The organism is Acidovorax sp. FG60 (assembly GCF_057808995.1).
The window spans coordinates 32894-56914 of record NZ_JBMDJC010000009.1; the positions used below are offsets into that span (position 1 = coordinate 32894).

The following is a 24021-nucleotide window of genomic DNA, read 5'->3' on the forward strand; positions in this document are numbered from 1 at the left end:
TTACCCATGCTCAAAGCCCTGTGGGGCTACCGAGGCTTTGTCTGGAGCAGCGTCATGCGCGAGTTCCACGGCAAATACCGTGAATCCCTATTGGGCGCTTTCTGGTCAGTTGCCAATCCGCTGACCATGATCGTCATCTACACCGTGGTGTTCGGCCAGTTAATGCGCCCCCAACTTGCTGGGCACGAGCAAACGCCATTTGCTTTCAGCATCTACCTGTGCGCTGGGGTCATCACTTGGGGCCTGTTTGCCGAAATGCTTGGGCGCCTGAATGGCGTGTTCCTGGAGCATGGCAACCTAATCAAGAAATCCAACTTTCCGCGCATCTGTCTGCCTGCCATCGTGGCGACTTCGGCGTTGATTAACTTTGCCATTGTCTTTGGCCTGTACTTGGCCTTTATTGCCCTCATTGGCCACTGGCCTGGTTGGGCGCTATTAGCGGTGGTGCCGCTGCTAGTGCTACAAGTGCTTTTCACTCTGGGACTAGGTATTTTTCTCGGCACATTAAACGTTTTTTTTCGCGATGTGGGTCAACTCACCGGCATCGTTGTGCAGTTCTGGTTCTGGCTGACGCCCATCGTGTATGTGTTTGACTCCCTGCCGGAAGCCGCGCGCAACGTACTGCAATACAACCCGCTGCAACCCCTGATGGTGGCTTACCAGACTGTCTTTCTGAACCACCGCCTGCCCGACTTTGCCAGCCTGCTGCCACTGTCTGTGCTAACCGTGTTTTTTCTGCTCCTGGGCGCGCGTTTCTTTTTATCGCGCGTGGGCGAACTGGTGGATGAACTCTGATGGGCAAGCTTGTTGTTTCTAATGTCAGTAAGGCCTACAAGCGCTACCCCGGCAAATGGGCACGTGTGCGTGAATGGTTGACTGGCAAGCCCAGCCACGACAAAACTTGGGTGCTCCGCGACATCAACTTCACCGTCAACCCCGGCGAGGCCGTCGGCATCGTAGGGGTAAATGGGGCGGGCAAAAGCACATTGCTAAAAATCATCACCGGCACCACGCAGCCCACCAGCGGCAGCGTGCACATTGAGGGCCGCGTGGCCGCACTGCTGGAACTAGGGATCGGTTTTCATCCCGACTTCACAGGGCGGCAGAATGCCCTAATGGCTGGTCAATTGCAAGGGCTTGCGATAAATCAAGTCACTGAGTTAATGCCTGAGATAGTGCGTTTTGCGAATATTGGGGATTATATCGATCAACCGGTTCGAACTTATTCAAGTGGTATGCAGGTAAGATTGGCCTTTGCTGTAGCCACTGCTGCTCGTCCGGATATTTTGATCGTGGATGAAGCACTTGCTGTAGGCGATATATTTTTTCAGCAAAAGTGTTTTGAGCGAATCCGTTCCTACCGTGAACTAGGGACCACACTTTTGTTTGTTTCACACTCCCCGGGAACGATATACGCACTTTGTGATCGTGCGATTCTCTTGTCAGAGGGACGGTTAATTTTGAATGATTCGCCGAAAGTTGTTATAGGCCATTATGACAATCTTACGGCGACTGTTAAGCCAAAGCAGGAGTCAACATTTAATCCGGTGGCGATTGACGAAGCAGACCTTGATGTGCCAGTGCTGCAATTTGGTAACGAGGAGGCTCAGCCTGTCTGGCGACATCCAGGGTTAATCATTCGCTCAATAAATATGGTCCAAGGTGCACGTGTTGTGAACCTCATTGTTTGCGGTCATCGGGTTACTTTGAAGGTAGACTTGAAATTTTTGCATGAATTTGATGATCCCCACGTAGGTTTTCGAATACATAACAATCGTGGCGAACCGATTTTCATGACCAACACATTATGCATGAAAAATATCATCGGTTCAGTTGATGCAGGCGATCGAATAACCGTGGATTTTGATTTTCAAATGAACATCGCGCCGGGTGAATATACGCTGACTGTAGGTGTTGCGAATGGGGCAATTGGCGAGAGCAGTTTTCGGGAGCAGTTGGCGCGATTGATGCACATCTGTGTCTTTACAGTAGTTGCGGATTCTGTGGGAATAATTTGGGGGGGCAATGCATATGTGCATCCTGTTTTGAAAATTAATCGTGCTCGATTGTTTTAAAACTTCTGAGGTTTTATGAAATTATTGGTTACTACCTCGAATTCCATTCTCTGTGTAGATTTAAGTACAGGTGCTATTTATCCTTTGAGAAGGGGGGAAGGCTTGTACTACGGAATTACAAGCAATGAGGCTGGAATCATGGTTGGTGCGCGCAATCGCATGGTTTCGTCAGAAAATTTACCGGAACATGAGCGTGGTGATATTCTGTGTTTTGATAGAAATCTCGTATTTTCTTCCAAAATACAATCCAGCCAATTTCCTTTGCGAGATATCCATGATATTTCGTGGTCAAATAATTGTTTGTGGATTACATGCTCATATGAAAATATGATTGCTATATGGGACGGTAGTCGTTGGGAAAAATGGTATCCAGTTGGTGTTTCCGATTCTAAACCATTTGATAAAAATCATTTTAATACCATTTTTTTCGAGGATGATTGGGTGTGGCTTGTTGCTCATAACAAGGGGGCAAGCGAAATGCTTAAGTTCAATTTTGAATCAAAAAAACTGGAGTCGCGCTTATGTCTTGGGCAGCAAGCCCATAATTTATGGCGGGAAAATGGGCATCTCTACACATGTTCTTCGGGAGAGGGGGCCATTGTGGGAACTGATGGTTTCAGAGTCGAAACCGGAGGATTTCCGCGCGGTATAGCTTTCGGGCATGGTCTTCGTTGTGTCGGGATATCGGAGCTAGCTGAGCGTAGCGCTCGCGACTTCACCACTGCACGAATTGCGATATTTGACAGTGCTTGGAAATTTTTGTCTGAAATTCAGTTGCCAAACGAAGGCTTGATTCTTGACATAAAAATACTAGAAGAACTCATGTGAATCGAATCAAGATAGTGGTTTTGACATGAAGTCGACTGATTTTTATAGCGCGTTTGAAAATCGCCATCGTGGGTCACGAGAATTGATACTTAATCGTCTTGCTGCGTATTTGCCTTTTATAGAACCGCTGGGCGAGCTTTATCAACCAGCACCCGTGCTGGACTTGGGTTGTGGCAGGGGCGAGTGGCTTGAGCTGTTGCAGGACAAGAGTTTTCAGCCTCAAGGTATTGATCTCGACGCGGGAATGCTGGCTTCATGCAGCGAACGCGGGTTGTCTGTGATCCAAGGTGATGCGATTACCCACCTGCAATCTATGCGCGATGCATCGCAGTGCATTGTTTCGGGGTTTCATATTGCTGAGCACCTTGTGTTTGACGACCTCAACACCCTGGTGCAGCATGCGCTTCGAGTGCTCAAGCCCGGTGGCCTGCTTATCCTCGAAACCCCCAATCCGGAAAACCTGGTGGTGGGCGCTAGCAACTTTTACCTTGACCCAACGCACCAGCGGCCCATTCCGCCACTGCTCCTATCGTTTTTGCCCGAGCATCACGGATTCGCTCGTGTCTGCACGGTTAGGCTGCAGGAGTCGGTTGAACTTCGCAAACGTTCCAATGTCCGATTGATGGACGTGTTAGGCGGCGTCAGTCCCGACTATGCGATAGTGGCGCAGAAGGCGGCCGCACCGGAAGTTATGGCACGGTTCGACGCCGTCTTTGATGCCCACTACGGCGTAGAACTGCATGAACTCGCTGACCGCTACGACGGCACGTTGGACCGCCGCATGGCGGCATTAGATCAACGTCTCTCCAGCGCAGATGCCCAGGTTAGCGGCATGACCGATGAATTGGGTCGCATCGCTACTCTACAGGATCGCCTTGTTGAAGTGAGTGCACAGTTTGCACGAATACAGGCCGATTTTGCACAACTGCAGGCCTTGGTGCAGGAGCAGCAAAAGCGCCTTCCTGAACTTGGCAGCAACTCGCACCACTGGTGGCAACAGGCCAGTACGCGGGAGTCTGTACGCAGCACCCTTCGGCAGAGCGCATCGTGGCGTATCACGACGCCACTGCGAATTGCTGCTGGCCTGGCGATGTATCCCCTCCGCACCTTGCGGGCCGGTGTCAATGTTGTCGTTCATCGTGCAATCTGCATTGCGGAGCGCCCACTGTCACGCCTGATGGCCGCAGTCTTGCGCAGGCCCCAACTGAGCCAGCGCATTAACTCGTGGCTACTGCGTTATCCGGCCCTGTACCAACAACTGGTAGGTGTGGCCCGCCGTGGTGGCATGGTCACAGGGGCTTCTGTGTATACGGCTACTGGTTATTCGAAAAATGTAAAAAAGAAATCTACGAGTAGAGGTGAGAAAAAAATAGAAGCATCCAAATTTTTCTATTTGGAGTCTGCTGATTCATCTGAATTTAAACAGATAGATGCAGAAACTGCACTGAAGGCCATTCGGTTAGAGCTGGAAAAATTTCGAGGTGAGGCGTGAGTGATAAAACTGTTATGGCCAGTAAAAAATTGAAAGTGGCAATACTAACGGCTGGCCCATCTACAGGTGTTGTCGGTGGTGCGGAGCGGTTTTATAGTGGATTGGTATCTGGTTTGGACGCTATAGGCTGTACCGTTGAGCTAATTTCAATTATTGCTGACGAGCCGACATTTGAAGCGATTACTGATAATTATCAGAGAGTGAGAGCACTCGATCTTTCCAAATTCGACATAGTCGTCTCTACTAAGGCGCCCACGTTTGCTGTGAGGCACCCCCGCCATGTGGTGTACTTGGTCCATACAGTGCGCGTGTTTGACGACATGTTCAGTCAAGCATTTCCGCATCCTAGCGAGATTCACCTCAGGCAGCGGTCCATACTGCAGAAAATGGATTTTGAGACGCTAAGTGTTGCAAAAGCTCTGTTCGCGATAGGTCATGAAGTCGCTAACAGACTCTCTCGATGGCGCGGACTAAGCGCGCAGGTTATTCATCCGCCTCTGGGTATGCACGGGTTCCGAAATAATTCACAGGGAGATTATTTTTTTCTGCCTGGTCGTTTGCATCCATGGAAACGGGTGGATCTCGTCATTGATGCTGTATTACAGTCAAACCTAGCGCTAAAACTTGTCATTGCAGGAACGGGCGAAGCGGAAAAGGCGCTGCGCGTTAAAGCAGGGAGCGACCCTCGCATTGTTTTTCTTGGGCGTGTGGATGATAGAGCGTTAATTGATTGGTATGCCAAAGCGCTAGCTGTACCCTTTGTACCATTGAGGGAGGACTATGGTTACATCACGCTAGAAGCATTTGCGAGCGAGAAACCCGTTATCACCTGTGCAGACTCAGGAGAACCGTCGCGCTTGGTTCGGCATCGTGAAAATGGATTAATTTGCGCTCCTTCTGCTCAATCCATTCAAGCCGCATTGGAATGGGTGCACACGCACCGCGACGAAGCGGCCCGCATGGGAAAAAAGGGGGCAGAATTTATTGCAAATATGTCATGGACGAGCGTTGCAAAAAAGCTCCTAGAAGCTGCGTATGCAAACGAATATAAGCCAGTGGTACAACAGGAAACGCGTGTCACTGTGTTGGACATGCAGCCGATTGATCCGCCTGTAGGTGGTGGCAGGCTTCGATTGTTGGGGCTATATCACGCATTAGGGGCAAATATACGATGCACCTATATAGGTTCCTATGACTGGCCGGGCGAATCTTATCGTCACCATCATTTGACTGAAACGCTTGAAGAAATAGATATTCCCTTAAGTGCAGTACATCATACGGCAGCTCGGGAGTTGTCATATAAAATCGGAGGGAAATCAGTCATTGATATTGCCTTTGGTCGCCAAGGTAGCCTCTCGCCAGAATATATTGATGCTGCTAGAGCGAGTATGCGGGAAGCCGATATAGTTGTGTTTTCGCATCCCTGGGTATATCCCTTGGTCAAGGATGATATATCACCAAATCAGACCATTGTATATGACTCACAAAATGTTGAAGGCTTTTTACGGGCACAGTTGTTGGATGAAGCCAATTTAGACGAAGCAAAATTACTACAAGACCTGGTGGATGATGAGTTGAAGCTGTGCCAAAGGGCTGATCTGATCCTGACTTGCTCGCAAGACGATCTGCAGCTTTTCAACCGAATCTATCGCATTTCTGCCGATAAAATGCGTGTGATTCCGAATGGCGTCATGGCCTTCGAACATAAAATCCCTTCGGCGGACGAGCGATTGGCTGCAAAAAGGCAATTCGGATTAGACCGAATATCGCTGATTGTCTTTTTCATTGGCAGCGCATACGGACCGAATGTGGAGGCAGCAAACTTCATTGCGGATGAACTGGCACCCGCGATGGGCGATGTTTTCTTCGTAATTGGTGGTGGTGTCGGAGCGCAAGTTAGTTCCGGCCAACCCAATGTGCTTGTTACAGGGCATTTGAGCGACGACCAGAGGAAACTCTGGCTGACGGCAGCCGACATCGCGGTCAATCCGATGTTCTCGGGATCAGGTACTAATATCAAGATGTTCGACTTCATGGCAATGGGTTTGCCTGTGGTGACAACAGATGTCGGAGCGCGTGGAATCGAAACTGGTGGCCGCAAGGCGATGGTGGTGATTGCGCCTGTTGTAAAGGAATTTGTAAGCGCGCTGCGAGGACTGTTTGATCCGATAAATAGGACGCGCATGGGCGAAGAGGCTCGAGCATGTATAGAGCGATCGTACGCATGGGAGCAAATTAGTCCTGATACGGGCATGTTATTTAAAGCACGACATCGCTATGCAAACAGTCCACCACCACTATTTTCTGTGGTTATAGATGCTAAATGCTCCATTGAGAAGCTGAATGAGATATTGAGGCGAATAGCCAATCAAATAGAGCGTGACTTTGAAGTAATTTTGGTCGGTGAGGAGGTTGAGAGTGTCGCTAAAAACTTCCCATTTCCGATATTTTTATGTCAAAAATCTAGCAATGCCTCATCAAATGCCTTGAATGTGGGTGCTGCACTTGCCAGCGGTCAATACATCGCGTTTCTCGGTAGTGATCATTTTCCGAGAGAGGATTGGCTATTGAACGCAAGAGCTGCTCTTGCAACTCATCCCATTGCGGTTGAAGGCGTAGTTGCTACAGAAAGTGGGGGCTCGCTAAAATTGCGAGGTGGATTTGATGGCTGCGGAACAGTCGTTACGAATTTGATCATAAAATCAGAAGTTTATCGCCTCGTGGGGGGATTTACGAATAATTTTCTTGTTCATGATTTGAGTGATTCAAAACAAATCGGCATTCAACTGCGTAACATTGGAAATGTGATTAAGATTAGCTCAATGGTTGTTGAGCAATCGGCACTACCTAGTATCGGAGCTGTGGTTCATGTGACCACAGCGGGTCAAAAATGCGGTATCGGCGAATACACCAAAAGTTTAATTCATGAAATACAAGAACAAGGTGGAAGTAATTTTGTAATTTCATGCAAGTCAAAAAAAAATGGACTGCCAGAAAAGATAGGCCGGGATCCATCCTATGCAGGATGGTTTTATGATGATGAAAAATATGTTGATAGTCATTTTTTTGTCGATCTGCATGAATTAATTCAAAGAATAAATCCTGATAAAATATTAATTCAATATCATCCGGCATTTTATTCTATAGAAGTATTGTCAAATTTTGTGGATGGCTGCTTGAGTCATGGATTTTCTGTGGTGATTGATATTCACAAATTCCAGGTCGATCAAGTGCCTCAATTAAAGAACTTTGTTAGCCGAGGAGTTGTTGTCGCTGTTCATGGAAAGACGGAGCAAATGAAGGCGGCCCAACTAAATCTTGAAATATTGCGTAGCCCGATTGGATTGGATGTAAAGTTCCCGCCCACAAAGCGATCTATTGTTAATAGGGATTGGATTGCCGCCCCCCCTATTTTGGTTACAACAGGATTTATCAGAAGGCATAAGGGAGTTAGAATATTAATTAATGCACTTCCTGAGATTCAAAAAATTTATCCCCGAGCGCGTTTATTGATTCAGTGTGCGGAATATCCATCCGAAGATTCTGTGGAGGAAATTCATGCATGCAGGAGTTTAATTTCTGAACTTGGTTTGGGTGAATTTGTTGATTTCGACATTGATTTTTTGGAAAGAGAGACGGTCTTCGAGAAAATTTCGACTGCAGACCTGGCCCTTCTGGCTTATGAAAATAGCGAAGAAGGAGGGAGTGCTGCTGTTAATGATTGTTTTTCGGTCGCTTTGCCAGTGTTAGTTTCGCCGGCAAAAATATTTGAAGATGTGAGGCATGTGACTATGTGTGTGGATGGGGATTTTGTTGCGTGGTCTAGAGCAGTGTTAAGTGTTTTAGATTCTCCAGCGCAATATACTGACATGGTCAACGCAGCAGAAGAGTACGCCTTGTCAAATAGTTGGCGTAACACTGTAAAAATTATTTTTAATATCTAGAAAAGGAGCGCAGTTATGGCATCAAATTATGATGAAGAGGCATTTGAGGTAATGAGGCGCTCACTCGGTATAGACTCATGTTGTGTGGATGTAGGATGTCATGTAGGTATTTTTGTTGATCAAATTTTGGAGATTTCTCCCGCTGGGACGCATTTCGCTTTTGAGCCGATTCCGTCACTCTACGAAAGTTTGAAGAAAAAATATTCAAAAAAATCGAATGTACAAATTTTCAACTGTGCGTTAAGTGATTCGAATGGGGAAACAACTTTCAAACACGTTATCTCCAATCCTGGATATAGTGGAATTATTGAGAGGGAGTTTGATAGGCCAAATGAAGTTGTTGAAGAAATATTGGTTCCAATGGCACGGATGGATTCATTGATTCCGAGTTCAATTCGAGTGGGTTTGATAAAAATAGATGTCGAAGGTGCGGAGCTGCAAGTTCTCCAAGGATCGAAAGAAATATTAAAAAGGGATAGGCCAATTGTTATATTTGAGCATGGATTGGGTGCGGCAAATTGCTATGGAACAACTCCGGCGGACATTTTAATATTTTAAATAATCAGCTGGGAATGGATATCTACTTGATGTCTGATTGGCTTGATAATAGGGGTGGCGTAAAATTTTCCTTGGAATCTTTTGAAAATGAGTTTAATTCTGGGAGGAATTATTATTTCATGGCTGTCTGAGATGTTTTTATGAATGTTGGTGTGTAAAACTTTGGGGAAATATTTGCAAACTCTCTGAGGGGTTTGATTCATAAAGTCTGCTTTTGATTGTGTCATGTTTTGTTGTGCCGAATGTATTGCGTGCTTATAAATGGATTTTGCTATGATTGGTGTTTCTGAGTTTGATATTTGACTTCTGAGTTCTCAGCTTCGCGTCATATCAATCAATAAGTTACCACTTTGTTTTCCGGATTGCTGTAGTGCACATCCGCGTCAGGATTGGTCAGAGTTTCTAACCCGTATAGGATTTTCATGAAAAAAAGCAGTCATCACTGGTATTACCGGTCAAGATGGCGCGTATCTTGCACAGCTTCTGCTGGAAAAAGGGTATGCGGTGTACGGAACATTCCGTCGTACCAGCTCTGTGAATTTTTGGCGAATAGAAGAGCTGGGCATTAAAAATCACCCCAATCTGAATTTGGTTGAATATGATCTGACCGATTTGGGTTCCAGTATTTCTCTGGTGCAGAAAGTTCAGCCCGACGAAATCTACAACTTGGCCGCGCAAAGCTTTGTGGGCGTCAGCTTTGACCAGCCCAGCACCACGGCGCAGATCACCGGCATCGGCGCACTGCATTTGCTCGAGGCCATTCGCCTGGTCAACCCAAAAATCCGCTTCTACCAAGCCAGCACGTCAGAAATGTTTGGCAAGGTGCAGGCGATTCCGCAGGTAGAAGAAACGCCTTTTTACCCGCGCAGCCCTTATGGCGTGGCCAAGCTGTATGCGCATTGGATGACGGTAAATTACCGCGAGAGCTACGGCATTTTTGGCAGCAGCGGTATTTTGTTCAACCACGAAAGCCCGCTGCGCGGTCGCGAATTCGTCACGCGCAAAATCACCGACGGTGTGGCGAAAATAAAGCTAGGCCAGCTTAATGTGCTGGAGCTGGGCAATCTCGATGCCAAGCGCGACTGGGGCTTTGCCAAAGAATATGTAGAGGGCATGTGGCGCATGCTGCAGGCCGATGCGTCCGACACCTTTGTGCTGGCCACCAACCGCACCGAAACCGTGCGCGACTTTGTGCGCATGGCCTTCAAGGGTGCTGACATTGCGGTGGACTTCCGTGGCGTGGCAGAGCAAGAAACGGCCGTAGACACCGCCACTGGCAAAACGGTGATGCGCATCAACCCCAAGTTTTATCGCCCAGCAGAGGTAGAGCTGCTGATTGGTAACCCAGCCAAGGCCAAGGCCAAGCTGGGCTGGGCGCCCACCACTACGCTAGAGCAGCTGTGCCAGATGATGGTGGAGGCAGATTTGCGCCGCAATCAAAACGGAGCATCGTTTTGAATATTCTGCTGACCGGCGCAAACGGCTTTACCGGGCTGCGTTTTGCTGAGCTGGCGCAGCAGGCGGGCCACGCCGTTACAGCACTGCAGGCTGATCTGACGCAGCCCCAGGCGGTAACAGACGCGGTGGCCTCGGCGGTGGCAGGGCTGTCCCAGGCGCAGCCTTGGGCCGTAGTGCATTTGGCGGCGCTCAGCTTTGTGGGCCATGGAGACGAGCTGGCGTTTTATGGCGTCAACGTACTGGGCACGCTGAATTTGTTGGCAGCGTTGGCGGGGCAGGCCGTGCGCCCATCGTGTGTGCTGGTGGCCAGCAGCGCCAATGTGTATGGCAACTGCCCGCAATCGCCGATTGCCGAATCGCAGGCACCGGCGCCGGTCAACCACTACGCGGCTAGCAAACTGGCCATGGAGCACCTGGCCCGCACTTACGCCGACCGGTTGCCGCTGGTGCTGACCCGGCCCTTCAATTACACCGGGCCGGGCCAGGCGCCACAGTTTTTGATTCCCAAGCTGGTAGGTCACGTTGCGCGCCGCGCCCCGGTGGTTGAGCTGGGCAACCTACATGTAGAGCGGGAGTACAACGATATCGATTTTGTATGCCGCTCGTACCTGCACCTGCTGGCCCACGGCGAGCCGCTGGGGCTCTACAACATTTGCACCAGCATGACCTACACGCTGGACGACGTGATTGTGCGGCTGCGCCGCCTGGCCGGGCACGACATCGAGGTGCGCGTTAATCCGGCATTTGTGCGCGCTAATGAGATCCAGCGCCTGTGCGGTGACCCCGCCCGCTTACAGGCGGTGTGGCGCGCAGCAGGCGATACGTGGCCCACAGCGGTATCGCTGGATGCCACGCTGGCAAGCATGCTGGCTGCTGCGGCGGTCTGAGGAGGAAAAGAGCATGGGCTTGCGGCTGGTTCTGGCGACCGATGCCATCTTTCCGCCACTGACCGGCATTGGCCGCTATGCCTATGAGCTGGCCACACGGTTGCCGTTGCGGGATGATGTGGAAGAGTTGCGCTACCTGGGCATGTGGGGCTGGGGGAATACGCCGGGCGCCTTGGGTGCCGGTAGGCCGCCTGTGGGAGGGGCTATTCCTGTGTCCCCAACATGGTTAGTGCCTGTACGCCGTTATATGGCAACCAAGCATTGGGCGGTGGAAGTATATGACCAGATATCAGAGGTTTGGCGCAGTCGGCTGTTGCGCCAGGGAAATGGCGCGATATACCACTCGCCCAACTATTTTCTTCCTGCCTATCGCGGGCCGATGGTTGCTACGGTTCATGACTTGTCCATCGTCCGTTTCCCGCAGACCCATCCAGCCGCACGTAGGCGGTATTTTGATTTGGCATTCAGGCGATCGCTGGATCGTGCCGATGCCTTGATCACTGATTCTGAAACCGTGCGCCAGGAGCTGATTGCCGATTATTCTGTAGCGCCGCAGCGGGTAACTGCCATTCATCTGGGGGTGGATGCATCCTTTCGCCCCCACGCCAAAGGGGAACTGCGACCGGTTCTGGCCCGTCATGGCTTGGTGCGGGGGCAGTATGTGCTCAGTGTGGGGACGCTGGAGCCACGCAAGCGGCTGGATCAGCTCATAACTGCTTATGCGGGCTTGCCTGTACAGCTGCGGACACGTTTTCCGCTGGTTTTGACGGGTGCCCGTGGCTGGCTCAACGAGAGTGTGCGGCCGCTGATAGAACGTGGCCAAGCCGAGGGGTGGTTGCGGTATCTGGGGTTTGTGCCCCAAGCAGATCTGCCCGCCATTTATGCCGGGGCTCATGCTTTCGCCATGATCTCGATATACGAAGGGTTTGGCTTGCCGTTGCTCGAAGCCATGGCTTCCGGTGTTCCAACGCTGACTTCAAACCGATCCTGCATGCCAGAGGTGGCAGACGGCGCAGCCCTGTTGGTGAACCCTGATGACATCGATGAGATTAGTGAGCAACTACTCCGCCTGATAGAGGATGAACATTGCCGAGCCGTTGGAGTGGCTCGTGGCTTGCAGCGCGCGGGCAAGTTGACGTGGGAGCGATGCCTCGGCAAGACTTTAGAGGTATATCGAACTATTGTTTAAAGAAGATTTCGTATTAATCAATAATCACGATGTACGAGGGCAGCTCACGGTCGGCCCAGTCACGGCAGGTATTTGTATAACCCTGAACTTTAACTGATTTTCCTTGGGCCTGAGCGGAAAGTAGTATTGCGAGAAATCCCTTTCCGGCTGGGTCGGAGAGTTTGATGGCCCATTCACTAAATGGGCTGCATGTCGGTGCTCCCGTTGTGGGCCCAGCTTTAAACATTACAACATCGGGAGAGTGCATAAAAATGTTGGTAACTGGCCCAGTAGACGTGCCAGCATGTGCATATCCCAAAAATGCAGCAGATGCGATTGAAGCAATAATTGCGCAATATTTTTTCATAGTGAGTTGGATGTGTTAGTCAAGCAGAAGATTAAGAACGGGAGTCAGGTCAATTTTGGTTGAATTTGTCTTTTGATAACTTGCAGAAAGTGTCACACCGCTGAATGATCCATCGCCAACGAGCAGGATGTAGTAGGTGCCCGCAGATGGAGCTGGAAATGGACATGCTTCATTGTTGCCAGCAAGATAGGGCCGACAGTCGTAAGAGGCCATCGTTGGTACTTGCCCGAACTTTACATAAAGATCAACATCCCCTGTTCCACCACTAATTCGAATGGTGAGATTGGTAGCTCCCGCAGGCACCGTGACAGAGTAACTCTGCGTAGAGCCCGCATTTCCAGACAGGTTGCTTTGCAGCAGCGGCGTGGTCGTTGTCCCACCCGAATTCAGATTGAACTGTGCATTCACCGTTGTGTTCGCATTCAGGGTGAAAGCGCAAGAACCAGTTCCGGTGCAAGTTCCCCCGCTCCAGCCTGTAAATGTGCTGCCAGCGTTGGGGCTGGCGGTCAGGGTCACGGTGGAGCCCGGCGCCAAGGATTCCGTGCAGATGCTCCCGCAGTTGATAGCGCCGCCTGTTCGGGTGACTGTGCCGCCGCCTGTGCCTATTTTGGCTATAGACAGCACACCCACGGGGGTGGCTGTAAACGTAGCAATGACGTTCCTGGCGGCGCTCATGGTCACAGTACAAGTGCCGGTTCCAGAACAGTCCCCAGACCATCCAGAAAAGGTGTAGCCAGTACCTGGTGCCGCAGTCAGCGTCGCAATCGTTCCGCTGGCAAAGGATTCGGTGCAGTCAATTCCACAATTAATGCCAGCAGGAGCGCTTGTCACGGTGCCTGTGCCTGACTTGCTCACCGTCAGGTCGAAAGTGCCAGATGTGTCCAGCGGCAACTTTGACTGCGCTTGGTTGGACATTACGGTAGGCACCCGCCCTGGGTTCACGCCATAGGGGTGATCGGTTCCGAAAGTCCATGCAAGATTGCCCATGCCGCCACTGAGCAGGTGGCAGTAACTCATGATGGTGCCATTTCTTTGGCCTGCTCCACCGCCAGTGATTGAGGATGTGCCCGGCAGATTCCCATAACGTCCAGCGCCGCCTAGTGCTACGCCGCACTGGCCGGTGGCATTGTCCGAATAGCAGCAGTCAATGGCCCCGCCTGTGTTGGGCGACGGGGCGATGAAGGGGTTGTCATAGGTGTGGGTGTGAGAGCTGCCAAACGCGTGCCCAATTTCGTGGGCCACCACGATGGAATCCCAGATGACTTGGGGGTTTGAGGCATTGAAGGTGCCAGACAGACCCGCGCTCACGCCGTAGGCAATGGTGGGGCTGGACAGGCTGCCCACATAGGCAATACCGCCGCCGACGGCTTTACCGCTCATTAGGTGGACGTGATGACGAGTTACCGACGCATTTACCCCTGCGTTCCAAAACGCCTGGAGTTCATTCAGCATGACGTTGGTCGATGAAGTTGAGCTCCAGGGGTCAGCAGAAGTGGTGCGTACGATAATCTGCTTAAGATTAAATCGGGTGGAAACTTCGGTTTGGTATCTGCTGCTGATATAAGTGAGCAGATTGGTAATATAGTTAAAGGTGGCCGATTCGGTGCCAAATTTCTGATATAGCTCGTAGTCGCTGTCGATAATAATGTCTGCACGCCGTGGGCTACCAGCCTTCTCTGTAAGAATCTCCTGAGAATTTTTCCTGCCAGCTTTCAATAGCTCTTCAATACCAACTTGGCGTTGAACGGGATCAGTTCTCAGAAAGGTAGGCGTTACGCCACACGAAAATTCTCGGTTGACAAAGTCTTTTTGATGGTCGATCAGGCGCGAAACGGCTTTTCCACCGCCTGCGCTGCGTTCAGGCAGCAATTCGTTGATAAGCGTGTCATCGCCTTGGTGAATGATGGCCCGGATTTCACCATCAGAAGATACCGTCACAAAAGCTTGGCTGTCTGGTTGGTTTTGCAGGTTGCCAATAAAGTGAGCTGCGGTAGCGAGGGGAAAAGTACGCGATCCCTTATCATCGACTACGATATATTGCGTGGCGCTACTAGCAACTTCAGAACGGTGAAGTTCCAGATTAACAACTGAGGGGGCTTCGTCGTTAATTTTCAGGTTTTCTATGCGCAACGATTCGCCCAGCTTAGTGTTCAGGGCAGTGGTTGCCATTGCTTCTGAATGCGGCTTACCAGGAACCAGTTGCAATACTTGCTGGGCGTGGGCTGCTCCAAAAGAAATGGCAGTCGACGTGATCGATAAAAATATTATCGATTTCCACGCTGACCTGATTTGAGTAGCTATATTTTTCATCTTGCGGGGCAATAGGTTCAGCAACGGGGCAGCACTACGGCGAGCTGGGGGCTGTTCGGCTGGACTTGCAATGTAAATTCAATGTAAATTTCAGACAAAATCTAATGCAGATTGTCACCCGTGGCAAGCGCGCTCAGACGGAAGGTGAGCGCCTTTCGTCGGCAGTTTGCGTCTTTGGCAGGTTGCGCGCCAAGGCCTGCTGTGGCGCAGATTGAGGTTTGGAAGCGCCCTCCGGCGCGGCTGGCAAGGCCCAGGGGTGTCGTGCTCCCACCTCATCACACGGCATGCAAAGTTAGTGGTGTCTTCGCCGCAGTATCGTTGCCGCGTGCTTATCCCGCTCTTACTTTCGCACTGATTGCTCTCTGCGCACTTTCCACTGCGCGAGGCAGAGCAGGGTGGTGGCAATCATGTATTTGCCCACGTTGAACCACGAATTGAAAATCCGTGATGTCCCCACAGCGCGCAAATTCATGGACACGGGGACTTCGGTGATCGTCAGGCCTGCGCGGCGCACCAGCAACAGCGCGCCCAGGTCCTGGTAGTCGAGCAACGTGGCTTCACGCGACGCAAGTGTCTTCATGGCCTTGTGGTTGTACAGCCGAAAGCCGGAGGTCAGGTCGCGCAGATCAAAGCCTGCCAGTTTCTGAAACCACCGCCACGCAAGCTGGCGCAGGCGGCTTGCCCGTTCGGGGAAGGCGCCGACAACAAGGTCGGCTTGATCGCGCGCCTTGAGCAACGTCGGGATTTCATCCACTTCGTGCTGGCCGTCGGCGTCCATGGTGATGACGGCTTGGTATCCATGCCGGATCGCATAACAAATGCCTGCCTGCATTCCGCCCCAAGCACCCATGGGTAATGTCGGGTTGAGCACCCGTGCCCCGGCTGCACGCGCGATGGCGCCCGTATCGTCAGTGCTTTGGTCGTTGATGACAATGATGTCGTGCCAGCCCTTTGCTCTGAGGGCTGAAAGCAATGTGCCGATCGTGGCTGCTTCATTGCGGGCTGGGATGACGATGAGCATGTCTTTTCGGCTACCACGGTAATGGTCGGTCTCGGGCGCCGCCAGTGCGTATTCGTCGGAAACGCGCTGCTCGCAAGCCGCAATGGAGAAATGTGTTTGCAAGGCGCGTTGCCCTGCCATGCCCCAGTGCGAGCGTTGGGTGGGGCTGTTTTGCATCTGCTGAATTGCATTTGCCCAGGCCGCAACGTCTTCGATCGGGGCTTGCAGGCCAGCGCCAGCGGTCTCCAGTACCCAAGGCATGCCTGACCCTGGCAGCGCCGATACGATGCACGGCTTGGCATGGTGCATGGCTTCCAGCAGCACCATGCCAAACGCTTCGGTCCGTTCGCGTGAGGCAAGGCAAAACACGTCGCAGCTGTGGAGCAGGCTGTTCTTTTGCCCATCATCCACATTGCCCAGCAACCGCACGTTGGCTGGCTTGCCAGCAGCCGTGAGCGCGTCGATCAAGGCTTGTAGTTCTTTGCGAAGCTCTCCGTCACCCACAATCAACAGCTCCACGCCGCTCAGGCTCATGGCCGCTTTGATCAGCGTTTCAAATCCCTTGTAGTAGGTCAGTCTGCCAATGGATAACAGGCGCAGGGTGTTGCTGCTCCAAGGGGACTCCGCTTCGACGGCACGGTCTGGTTCAACATCTAGATGGCTGGTGTCCAGGCCCAGGGGGATGATTGCGCATTTCTGCCGCCATGCTTTTAGGGGCTCGCTCGCTTCAAGATAGGGTGGGGATGTCGCAATGATGCGCTGGGCACGATAGAGCACCGCTTGCTCAAAGGGGCGATACAGCCGGTAAGCCAGTGCGATGGTGGTTCGGATGCGCGATACCACCACGTCGGATTGCCAGTGCACAACCCATGGTATGGCGCGTGCGCTTGGCAGAGTCAGGGCCCAAAGAGCGGAGTTGTTGGGCATGTGCAGGTGTAAAACATCCGGCCGGTGTGTTGCGATGGCCTTGGACAAGGCGGCGCGGAACCCCATCGCAATCGGGGCATAAACCAGTTGCACCTGTACAGGCACCCGGGTGAGCCAGGGCGGGTCTACCGCTTCGGGATCACCATGGACTACTGCTGCGGCATCAATGCCTGCTGCGCGCTGTGCCATGATCAGGTTGGCCAGAAACACTTCCATCCCCCCTCGGTGTGGGGGATAGAACTTGCCAATGTGTAATACGCGCAAAGTCACAGCCTGCCTGTCGCTACTTTTTTGGGGCTGCGATGACGGCGCGCATCTGGTTGTACTGCGGGTTCCGAGGGTCCAGCTTGATGGCCTGATCGATGTCGCTCAAGCTTGCTGCCTGCTGGCCCGCCTGGTGGTGGGCGATGGCGCGGCCGTAGTAGACCGGGGCGCCGGGGTTGGTGGCAATGAGTTGATCAAACACCTCAATGGCTGCCTTGGTCTCGCCTTTGCCCACCCGCGCCATGCCAAGGCCCAGCAGCAGGCGTGGATCTTTGGGGCTTGTCTGCAGCAGTACCTTGAAACCGCTGATGGCCTCGTCGTAACGTTGTGCGGCCATGGCTGTTTCGACCAGTCGAATGCGAATGGTGGGCACCACGTCCTGCTGCTTGCTGTCTTTTTCCGTTCTGGACAAAGCCACGCGGAAGCTCTCCAATGCGGGTACCAACTGCCCCAGGGCTGCTTGAGACTCGCCCTTGTGAAAGTACAAAGCTGGCTCGGCGTAGCCCTGCGCTTCGGCTGCAGAAAACGCTTGCAGTGCTTCTGCGTGCTTCTTCTTGAATTGCAGAACCACGCCAGAGTTGAAAAGGGCGCCATTGCCCAGTTCGCCTCGGTCGCGCAGGGCAACCGCCTTGCCAATGTTCCGCTCTGCCTGCTCTGTCATCCCTTTGCGGATGTAGTAAGCCCCCAGATTCAAGAAGGGGCGGCTGCGTCCGACTGCATTGGCCGGTGCGGTAAGGTCGGTCTTCTCTGCCGCGTCTGTCCAGGCGGCCACTTCGTCGGTCAAGGAGAGTTGGCGCTCCAGGGCCAAGGCTCCAAACACCAGCCCAAGCACCACGCCCCCGGTGTAGATGGTTCGAGGCTTGAACCCGGTCAGCGCAACCGCCAGCAATCCCGGCAGCACAACGGCCCAGAGGTAGCTGCGATAAAGCACAAACGGGTCTTGCACCCACACGGTGGAAAACTCCGTGGCAAACCACACCAGCGGAAAAAGCACCAGCAGGGCCGCCAGACTGAGCGCTCCGGTTCGCCTCAGCAGCAGCCAGGCCGCGCCGATCAGCAGCGCCACATACCCCAACGCACCCAGCACATGCCATGAAGACGCAAAACCCAATGGGAAGGCTGGCCGAATGTCGATAGACATCCACCCCACGTAAGGCACGATCCACAGCAATCCGTATGCAAAGAAGAGCGCAGCCTGGTTGATGATGCTCAGCGGGAACATGCGTTGCGTGATCCCTGGTTGCAAGGCTTCAAGCTGCTGCGCAAAGGCTACTGACTGTGCATCAAACAGCCGGCCCATGACTGCGCCATAAAAGTGCAAAAGTACGGCTGCCACTAGCGCCAGCAGCAGCAGTGCGCCGCCCGTCACTGCCACGGCTTTTTTCCAGCTGGGCCGCCGTACGTGTATGTAGAGGGGTACGGCCAGAGCAATGGTCATGACCGCATGTTCCTTGGACAGCACCGCAAGCAAATAACTCAACAGCGCGCCTGCATACCAAGCCACGCGTTGCGTTTGCAATCCGCGCACAAACGCCCAGCAGGCCAGCACCGCGAACAGGGTGGCCATGAGGATGGATCGCTGAATCAGGTAGCCCACGGCATAGACTGCCACGGGATGCAGAGCGAACAGTGCCACGCCAACCCGCAGCGCAGCGCGTTGGGAGGATGCAAAGTGCGCCTGCTCTTCCATGTCCTGCGGGAAGCGGGTACTGGCCAGCAGCGCCTTGAAGAACACGTACACCGCTGCCACCACGCCCAGGTGCAGTGCAAGGTTGACGATGCGCTGCTTCCACCAGCCTGCGCCCACGAGGTGTTCGACCCAAACGAAGCTGCCGTAAGAAATCATGCGCTGCTTGACGTCCAGCAAGTTTCCATAGACACCAAAGATGGAGCCTTCCGTCAAGCGCAGGTCATCAAACAGCAGCTCGTTGTTCAATCCGGGGAGATACACCCCCAACACGGCCAACAACAAAACCAGGGCGAAAAGGTAGGGTGCTTTGCCGGACTCAGCCATGAAAGGGCTTCAGGGGGAGAAAAAGGGAAGAGCCAACCCGAGCGGGAGGCTGCGTGCCGAGGCAGTGTAGCAGAGCAAAAAATGCGCCCAAACGTGAAAAAGTGTTCAAAAACAGCGTCTTTGTTCGGGACGGCGGGCCGCACGCGGCGGCCTGCTGCTGCATTGACCTTCTTCCCTGTATTCGAATCTGGCAACGGCTGGCCTGGGCGGTTCAGCGCCGAGATGCGAGCAGCATCAAATCCAGGTTCTGAACAGCCGCCCCCGATGCCCCCTTGCCCAGGTTGTCGAACACGGCAGTCAGCAGCACCTGGCCATGGCGGGCGTTGCTGAAAACGCCCAACTGCAGCTGGTTGGTGCCGTTGAGGGCCTGCGGGTCCAGGTGCTGGGTGTCTTGCGCTTGCGCCAGGCCCAGGACTTCAACATGGTCCGCACCGAGAAAGTGCTGGGCCAGGCAAGCGTGCAAACGCTCACCGGTGGTGCCTGCGGGCAGCTGGCGCAGATGCAGCGCAATGGTGAGCGCAATCCCCTGGCGGAACGAACCATAGGCCGGAAGAAAAAACGGGCGTTGCGACAGCCCGGCATGCAGGGCGATTTCCGGGGTGTGTTTGTGTTCCAAACCCAGGCCGTAGAGCTGGAAGGCCGGGGCGTTGGCTGCGTTGGGGCCTTCATGTTCGTCCACGCGAGCCCGTCCGCCGCCCGAATACCCCGACACCGCGTGGATGGTGATGGGAAGGTCAGCGGGCACGAGCCCCGCCTGCACCAGGGGCCGCAGCAGGGCGATGGCGCCCGTGGGGTAGCAGCCTGGGTTGCTGACCCGCTTGGCGCCAGCAATGCGCGCGGCCTGGGCAGCGCCCATCTCTGGAAAGCCATACACCCACTGCGGGTCCGTGCGGTGTGCCGAGCTGGCGTCGATCACGCGCACGGCGGGGTTGACGATGGAGGCGGCTGCTTCGCGGGCAGGGGCATCGGGCAGGCACAGGATGGCGATATCGCAGCTGTTGATGGCCTCGGCGCGGCGGGTGGCGTTCTTGCGTTCGGCCTCGGGCAGGGTCAGCAGCTGCAGATCCATGCGGCAACGCAGGCGTTCGTGGATCTGCAAACCGGTGGTGCCTTGGTCGCCATCGATGAAGACAAGGGGTGGGGTGGTCATGGGGGGGTCCTGCAATGGGGGGGATGTGGAATCTTCGGTCCCGGTCTAAACTTTGAAAAGTTGAATTTCACAAACATCAGGATCAGGTTTACTGAACGTCATGCGCGAACTCAATCTCGACCGGCTGCGCACCCTTGTCACCATTGCCGACCTGGGCTCCTTCGCAGAAGCCGCGCGCACGCTGCACTTGGCGCCACCCACGGTGAGCCTGCACATCGCGGACCTGGAGGCCCACATCGGTGCGCCATTGCTGGTGCGCAAGCGGGGCGAGGTGCGTCCGTCCGCCGTGGGTGAGATGCTGGTCGAACGTGCCCGGCGCTTGCTGGCGGACGCGGATGAAGCGATGGACCTGGTGCAACGCCAGGTGCAGGGGCTGGCGGGGCGTGTGCGCCTGGGCGCCTCCACGGGGGCCATTGCGCACCTGCTGCCCCAGGCCCTGGAGGCGCTGGGCCAGCACCACCCCGGCATCGACGTGCAGGTGGCCGTGCTCACTTCGCACGAAACCATGTCGCGGCTGGCCAATGGTGTGCTGGATGTGGGCCTGGTGGCCCTGCCACAGGCAGCCCTGCGCGGTGTGGCGGTGCTGCCGTGGCGGCGCGACCCAGTCATGGCGTTTGTGCCGTCCACCTGGCCTTCGCCCGCGCGGGTCACTCCCGGCTGGCTGGCGAGCCAGCCGCTGATCCTCAACGACGATGGCACCAGCCTGTCACGGCTGACGGGCGAGTGGTTTGCGCAAGCCGGCGAACACCCCAAGGCGCGCATCCAGCTGAACTACAACGACGCCATCAAGAGCCTAGTGGCGGCAGGCTATGGTGCAACGCTGCTGCCGCAAGAGGCTTCCACCTCCGTGCCACGGGACCCCCGCATCCGCATGCTGCCGCTGCAGCCCCGCCTGTGGCGGCCGCTGGGTATCGCGCACCGTGCAGGGCCAGTCGAGCGGGCCACCCAGCATGTGCTGGATGTGCTGTGGCAGCAAAAGCAGGGGTAGGGCAGTGGCAAGGCGGGGGCGGTACCGCCCATGCCCGTCGTGTTGCTCACCATGCGGCGCAAGATCGGATGCGCAAATTACAGATAAAAATCGGCTCTAGCGCTTATCTATAAGGCGCAAGTAGCTATCAATATAGTAGCGTTCGTGGCTGCTTCAGAGGGGGTTCTCGGGCGCCAGCGCGCTGAGCACCATGCGCACGATCAGCTCCTCGGCCTTTTCGTAGTCGCGTTCTGTCAGTGCCGGTTTGCCCAGCAGCAGGGCGAACTGGGCCTCCTGCTCCGCATAGGCCTGCGTGACCGACCAGATGATGAACATCAGGTGCGTGAAGTTGACCTTGGCGATGCGGCCTTCTCGGGCCCAGCGTTCGAAGGTGCGCACCTCGGTCTTGAGCAGCGGCGCCACGCGCTCGATGATGGCGTTGCCATAACGTGGTGCACCGGCAATCACCTCTTTGGTGAAGACCTTGGCGCCCTGGGGGCGCGTGCGCGAATACTGCAGCTTGGCGCGGATATAGCGCCGCAGCGCCTGCTGGGGGTCGTCGCTGTGCGACAAGTCTTCCATCCCGGCCAGCCACTGGGTGAGCACGTCGTCGAGCACGCGTTGGTACAGCGCCTCTTTGCTCGGAAAGTAATACAGCAGGTTGTGGCGGCTGATGCCGATGGCGGCTGCGATGTTTTCCAGCGAGGCGCCCTCAAAGCCGAACTGCGCAAAGTGGTTCTCGGCCTCAGTGAGGATGCCCTGTTCCTTGAGCAAGCGCGAGGCGGTGGGCGCGCGGGGCGTTGTCTCGTCGCTGGAGGTGGCGCGCGTTGTCCTGGGAGCGCGGGGGGCGGTGTCTGCGGGGGACGGGCGGGCGTCGGTCATCGCACCATTGTGGAACAAGCCAGGGGCCAAAAACTGGCATTTCGCTGGCGTGAGACGGAGATTTGTGGCGATTTGGCTGGCACGGGGTTTGCTCTAGGGATTTTACCAATTGGTAAATTTTTACGGGTTGGTAAATTGACCCACCACACAGGGCACCGCTGCGCCAAAGCAGCGGGCACCTGAATCCTACAGCGAGGCCCACGATGAAACCTCCGAAGTTTGCAAGCACAGGCGCCTGCGCCTGCGCTGCATTGGCTGGCCCCAGCCGCATGCGCAGCCAGCGCTGCGTGGCACGGGCGCATTGGAGCGTCTGCATGGCCTGCGCCCAGACCCCCACCCTGACCCTCTCGGAGGAAACCTGATGGACACACCCGCAAGCCGTGCCTGCGGCATTCATGCCGCACGCCTGAACCTGGCCGACTACGCTGCCAACTTCAGTGATGCGCACCCGCCGCTCACCAAACCCCAGGCCCTGATCGAGGCCGAGCGCTGCTACTACTGCCACGATGCGCCCTGCGCCACCGCCTGTCCCACGGGGATCGACATCCCATCGTTCATCCACCGCATTGCGCAGGACAACAACCGGGGTGCTGCCCGTGCCATCCTGGAGGCCAACCCGCTGGGCGGCATGTGCGCCCGCGTGTGCCCCACCGAAGTGCTGTGCGAACAGGCTTGCGTGCGCAACACCAACGAGGACAAGCCGGTGGAGATCGGCTCGCTGCAGCGCTATGCGACTGACGCATTTTTTGAAAAGCCCGGTGCGCCGTTGTTCCAGCGCGCAGCCGTTACCGGCAAGCGCGTGGCCGTGGTGGGCGCAGGGCCGGCGGGCCTGGCCTGTGCGCATGGCCTGGCCGTGCGGGGGCATGACGTGGTGTTGTTCGAGGCGCGCCCCAAGCTCGGCGGCCTCAACGAATATGGCCTGGCCAGCTACAAGACCACCAACAACTTCGCGCAGAAGGAGGTGGAGTGGCTGCTGTCCATCGGCGGCATCGAGGTGCGCACGGGCCAGCAACTGGGCCGTGACATCACGCTCGACAGCCTGCTGGGTGCTTGCGACGCGGTGTTCCTGGGTCTGGGCCTGCAGGGCGTGAACGCGCTGGGCGTGGCCGAGCCCACCGCCACCGGACTGCGCAATGCCGTGGATTTCATTGCCGAGCTGCGCCAGAGCGTCGACCTCTCGACCCTGCCCGTGGGCCGCCGGGTGGTGGTGATTGGTGGCGGCATGACAGCGGTGGATGCCGCCGTGCAGTCGCGCAAGCTGGGCGCCGAAGAAGTAACCATCGTCTACCGCCGGGGCGCGGAGGCCATGTCGGCATCGGCCGTGGAACAGCAATGGGCGCAGACGAACGGCGTGACCATCCGCCACTGGGCTGCACCGAAAGAGGTGCTGAGCGAAGGCGGCGCTGTCAAGGGCGTGCGTTTTGCCGCCACGGCGCTGAGCGGCGGCAAGCTGGTGGAAACCGGCGAAACCTTCACGCTCGATGCCGACATGGTGCTCAAGGCCATCGGCCAGACCTTTGTGGCCGAGCCTGTGGGTAAAAGCATTGCGCTGGAGGGCGGGCGCATCGCCACCGATGCCGAAGGCCAGACCAGCCTGGCGCGTGTGTGGGCCGGTGGCGACTGCCGCGTGGGCGGCCGCGACCTCACGGTGGAAGCGGTGGAGCACGGCAAGGTGGCCGCTGTCTCCATCCACGCCGCACTGATGGCCTGAACCCCTTCACCCAGTTTTC

At 55.0% G+C, this 24021-nt stretch carries 18 protein-coding genes; 12 read left to right on the top strand and 6 right to left on the bottom strand.

Annotated features, from left to right (window positions below):
• Positions 1-6 precede the first annotated feature (6 nt).
• From ACODS0_RS14705 to ACODS0_RS14745, 9 genes are all read left to right on the top strand, one after another.
• A complete protein-coding gene (locus ACODS0_RS14705; protein ID WP_488835804.1) occupies positions 7-795 on the top strand; it encodes an ABC transporter permease in 789 nt (262 codons plus the stop codon).
• Positions 795-2075, top strand: a complete 1281-nt coding sequence (locus ACODS0_RS14710; RefSeq protein ID WP_488835806.1) for an ABC transporter ATP-binding protein — start codon at positions 795-797, stop codon at positions 2073-2075. Before ACODS0_RS14705 ends, ACODS0_RS14710 begins: the two co-directional genes overlap by 1 nt.
• 15 nt (positions 2076-2090) lie before the next feature.
• A complete protein-coding gene (locus ACODS0_RS14715) occupies positions 2091-2903 on the top strand; it encodes a hypothetical protein (protein ID WP_488835808.1) in 813 nt (270 codons plus the stop codon).
• Positions 2904-2928: 25 nt separating this feature from the next.
• Positions 2929-4395, top strand: coding sequence for a class I SAM-dependent methyltransferase (locus ACODS0_RS14720; protein ID WP_488835810.1), 1467 nt, complete (start codon positions 2929-2931; stop codon positions 4393-4395).
• Positions 4392-8339 (top strand): glycosyltransferase, encoded by a 3948-nt coding sequence (locus ACODS0_RS14725; RefSeq protein ID WP_488835812.1) that lies wholly within the window; start codon positions 4392-4394, stop codon positions 8337-8339. Before ACODS0_RS14720 ends, ACODS0_RS14725 begins: the two co-directional genes overlap by 4 nt.
• Before the next feature lie 15 nt (positions 8340-8354).
• Positions 8355-8897, top strand: coding sequence for an FkbM family methyltransferase (locus ACODS0_RS14730; protein ID WP_488835814.1), 543 nt, complete (start codon positions 8355-8357; stop codon positions 8895-8897).
• A gap of 438 nt (positions 8898-9335) precedes the next feature.
• On the top strand, positions 9336-10355 hold the full coding sequence (gene gmd, locus ACODS0_RS14735; RefSeq protein WP_488835943.1) for a GDP-mannose 4,6-dehydratase: 1020 nt from the start codon (positions 9336-9338) through the stop codon (positions 10353-10355).
• Positions 10352-11242, top strand: a complete 891-nt coding sequence (locus ACODS0_RS14740; protein WP_488835816.1) for an NAD-dependent epimerase/dehydratase family protein — start codon at positions 10352-10354, stop codon at positions 11240-11242. Before gmd ends, ACODS0_RS14740 begins: the two co-directional genes overlap by 4 nt.
• A 13-nt stretch (positions 11243-11255) precedes the next feature.
• Complete coding sequence (locus tag ACODS0_RS14745; RefSeq protein ID WP_488835818.1) at positions 11256-12431, top strand: glycosyltransferase family 4 protein; 1176 nt, start codon at positions 11256-11258, stop codon at positions 12429-12431.
• Between the two features lie 13 nt (positions 12432-12444).
• On the opposite strand, the gene ACODS0_RS14750 is transcribed toward ACODS0_RS14745, so the two are convergent.
• The 5 genes from ACODS0_RS14750 to argC all read right to left on the bottom strand — a co-directional run bounded on the left by ACODS0_RS14750 (position 12445) and on the right by argC (position 20442).
• Positions 12445-12777, bottom strand: coding sequence for a hypothetical protein (locus ACODS0_RS14750; RefSeq protein WP_488835820.1), 333 nt, complete (start codon positions 12775-12777; stop codon positions 12445-12447).
• Positions 12778-12792: 15 nt separating this feature from the next.
• A complete protein-coding gene (locus ACODS0_RS14755; protein WP_488835822.1) occupies positions 12793-15087 on the bottom strand; it encodes an InlB B-repeat-containing protein in 2295 nt (764 codons plus the stop codon).
• 340 nt (positions 15088-15427) lie between these two features.
• Positions 15428-17230, bottom strand: coding sequence for a glycosyltransferase (locus ACODS0_RS14760; RefSeq protein WP_488835824.1), 1803 nt, complete (start codon positions 17228-17230; stop codon positions 15428-15430).
• Positions 17231-17297: 67 nt separating this feature from the next.
• Positions 17298-19292 (bottom strand): tetratricopeptide repeat protein, encoded by a 1995-nt coding sequence (locus ACODS0_RS14765; protein WP_488835826.1) that lies wholly within the window; start codon positions 19290-19292, stop codon positions 17298-17300.
• Between the two features lie 211 nt (positions 19293-19503).
• Positions 19504-20442 carry an N-acetyl-gamma-glutamyl-phosphate reductase gene (gene argC, locus ACODS0_RS14770; protein WP_488835828.1) on the bottom strand — a complete coding sequence of 313 codons (939 nt, stop codon included), beginning with the start codon at positions 20440-20442 and terminating at the stop codon, positions 19504-19506.
• Between the two features lie 100 nt (positions 20443-20542).
• On the opposite strand from argC, the gene ACODS0_RS14775 reads away from it, so the two are divergent.
• Positions 20543-21430, top strand: a complete 888-nt coding sequence (locus ACODS0_RS14775) for a LysR family transcriptional regulator (protein WP_488835830.1) — start codon at positions 20543-20545, stop codon at positions 21428-21430.
• Positions 21431-21583: 153 nt separating this feature from the next.
• Here the strand turns inward: ACODS0_RS14775 and ACODS0_RS14780 are convergent, their stop codons facing one another.
• Positions 21584-22291, bottom strand: coding sequence for a TetR/AcrR family transcriptional regulator (locus ACODS0_RS14780; RefSeq protein WP_176888401.1), 708 nt, complete (start codon positions 22289-22291; stop codon positions 21584-21586).
• A gap of 203 nt (positions 22292-22494) precedes the next feature.
• On the opposite strand from ACODS0_RS14780, the gene ACODS0_RS14785 reads away from it, so the two are divergent.
• Positions 22495-22653 (top strand): hypothetical protein, encoded by a 159-nt coding sequence (locus ACODS0_RS14785; RefSeq protein WP_431151937.1) that lies wholly within the window; start codon positions 22495-22497, stop codon positions 22651-22653.
• Positions 22653-24002, top strand: a complete 1350-nt coding sequence (locus ACODS0_RS14790) for an NAD(P)-dependent oxidoreductase (RefSeq protein ID WP_488835833.1) — start codon at positions 22653-22655, stop codon at positions 24000-24002. Before ACODS0_RS14785 ends, ACODS0_RS14790 begins: the two co-directional genes overlap by 1 nt.
• Positions 24003-24021: the final 19 nt, after the last annotated feature.

Coding starts and splice junctions, on each gene's coding strand:
- ACODS0_RS14705 (WP_488835804.1), top strand. CDS start 7: ATGCTCAAAGCCCTGTGGGGCTACCGAGGCTTTGTCTGGAGCAGCGTC.
- ACODS0_RS14710 (WP_488835806.1), top strand. CDS start 795: ATGGGCAAGCTTGTTGTTTCTAATGTCAGTAAGGCCTACAAGCGCTAC.
- ACODS0_RS14715 (WP_488835808.1), top strand. CDS start 2,091: ATGAAATTATTGGTTACTACCTCGAATTCCATTCTCTGTGTAGATTTA.
- ACODS0_RS14720 (WP_488835810.1), top strand. CDS start 2,929: ATGAAGTCGACTGATTTTTATAGCGCGTTTGAAAATCGCCATCGTGGG.
- ACODS0_RS14730 (WP_488835814.1), top strand. CDS start 8,355: ATGGCATCAAATTATGATGAAGAGGCATTTGAGGTAATGAGGCGCTCA.
- ACODS0_RS14745 (WP_488835818.1), top strand. CDS start 11,256: ATGGGCTTGCGGCTGGTTCTGGCGACCGATGCCATCTTTCCGCCACTG.
- ACODS0_RS14750 (WP_488835820.1), bottom strand. CDS start 12,777: ATGAAAAAATATTGCGCAATTATTGCTTCAATCGCATCTGCTGCATTT.
- ACODS0_RS14755 (WP_488835822.1), bottom strand. CDS start 15,087: ATGAAAAATATAGCTACTCAAATCAGGTCAGCGTGGAAATCGATAATA.
- ACODS0_RS14760 (WP_488835824.1), bottom strand. CDS start 17,230: ATGGAAGTGTTTCTGGCCAACCTGATCATGGCACAGCGCGCAGCAGGC.
- ACODS0_RS14765 (WP_488835826.1), bottom strand. CDS start 19,292: ATGGCTGAGTCCGGCAAAGCACCCTACCTTTTCGCCCTGGTTTTGTTG.
- argC (WP_488835828.1), bottom strand. CDS start 20,442: ATGACCACCCCACCCCTTGTCTTCATCGATGGCGACCAAGGCACCACC.
- ACODS0_RS14775 (WP_488835830.1), top strand. CDS start 20,543: ATGCGCGAACTCAATCTCGACCGGCTGCGCACCCTTGTCACCATTGCC.
- ACODS0_RS14780 (WP_176888401.1), bottom strand. CDS start 22,291: ATGACCGACGCCCGCCCGTCCCCCGCAGACACCGCCCCCCGCGCTCCC.
- ACODS0_RS14785 (WP_431151937.1), top strand. CDS start 22,495: ATGAAACCTCCGAAGTTTGCAAGCACAGGCGCCTGCGCCTGCGCTGCA.
- ACODS0_RS14790 (WP_488835833.1), top strand. CDS start 22,653: ATGGACACACCCGCAAGCCGTGCCTGCGGCATTCATGCCGCACGCCTG.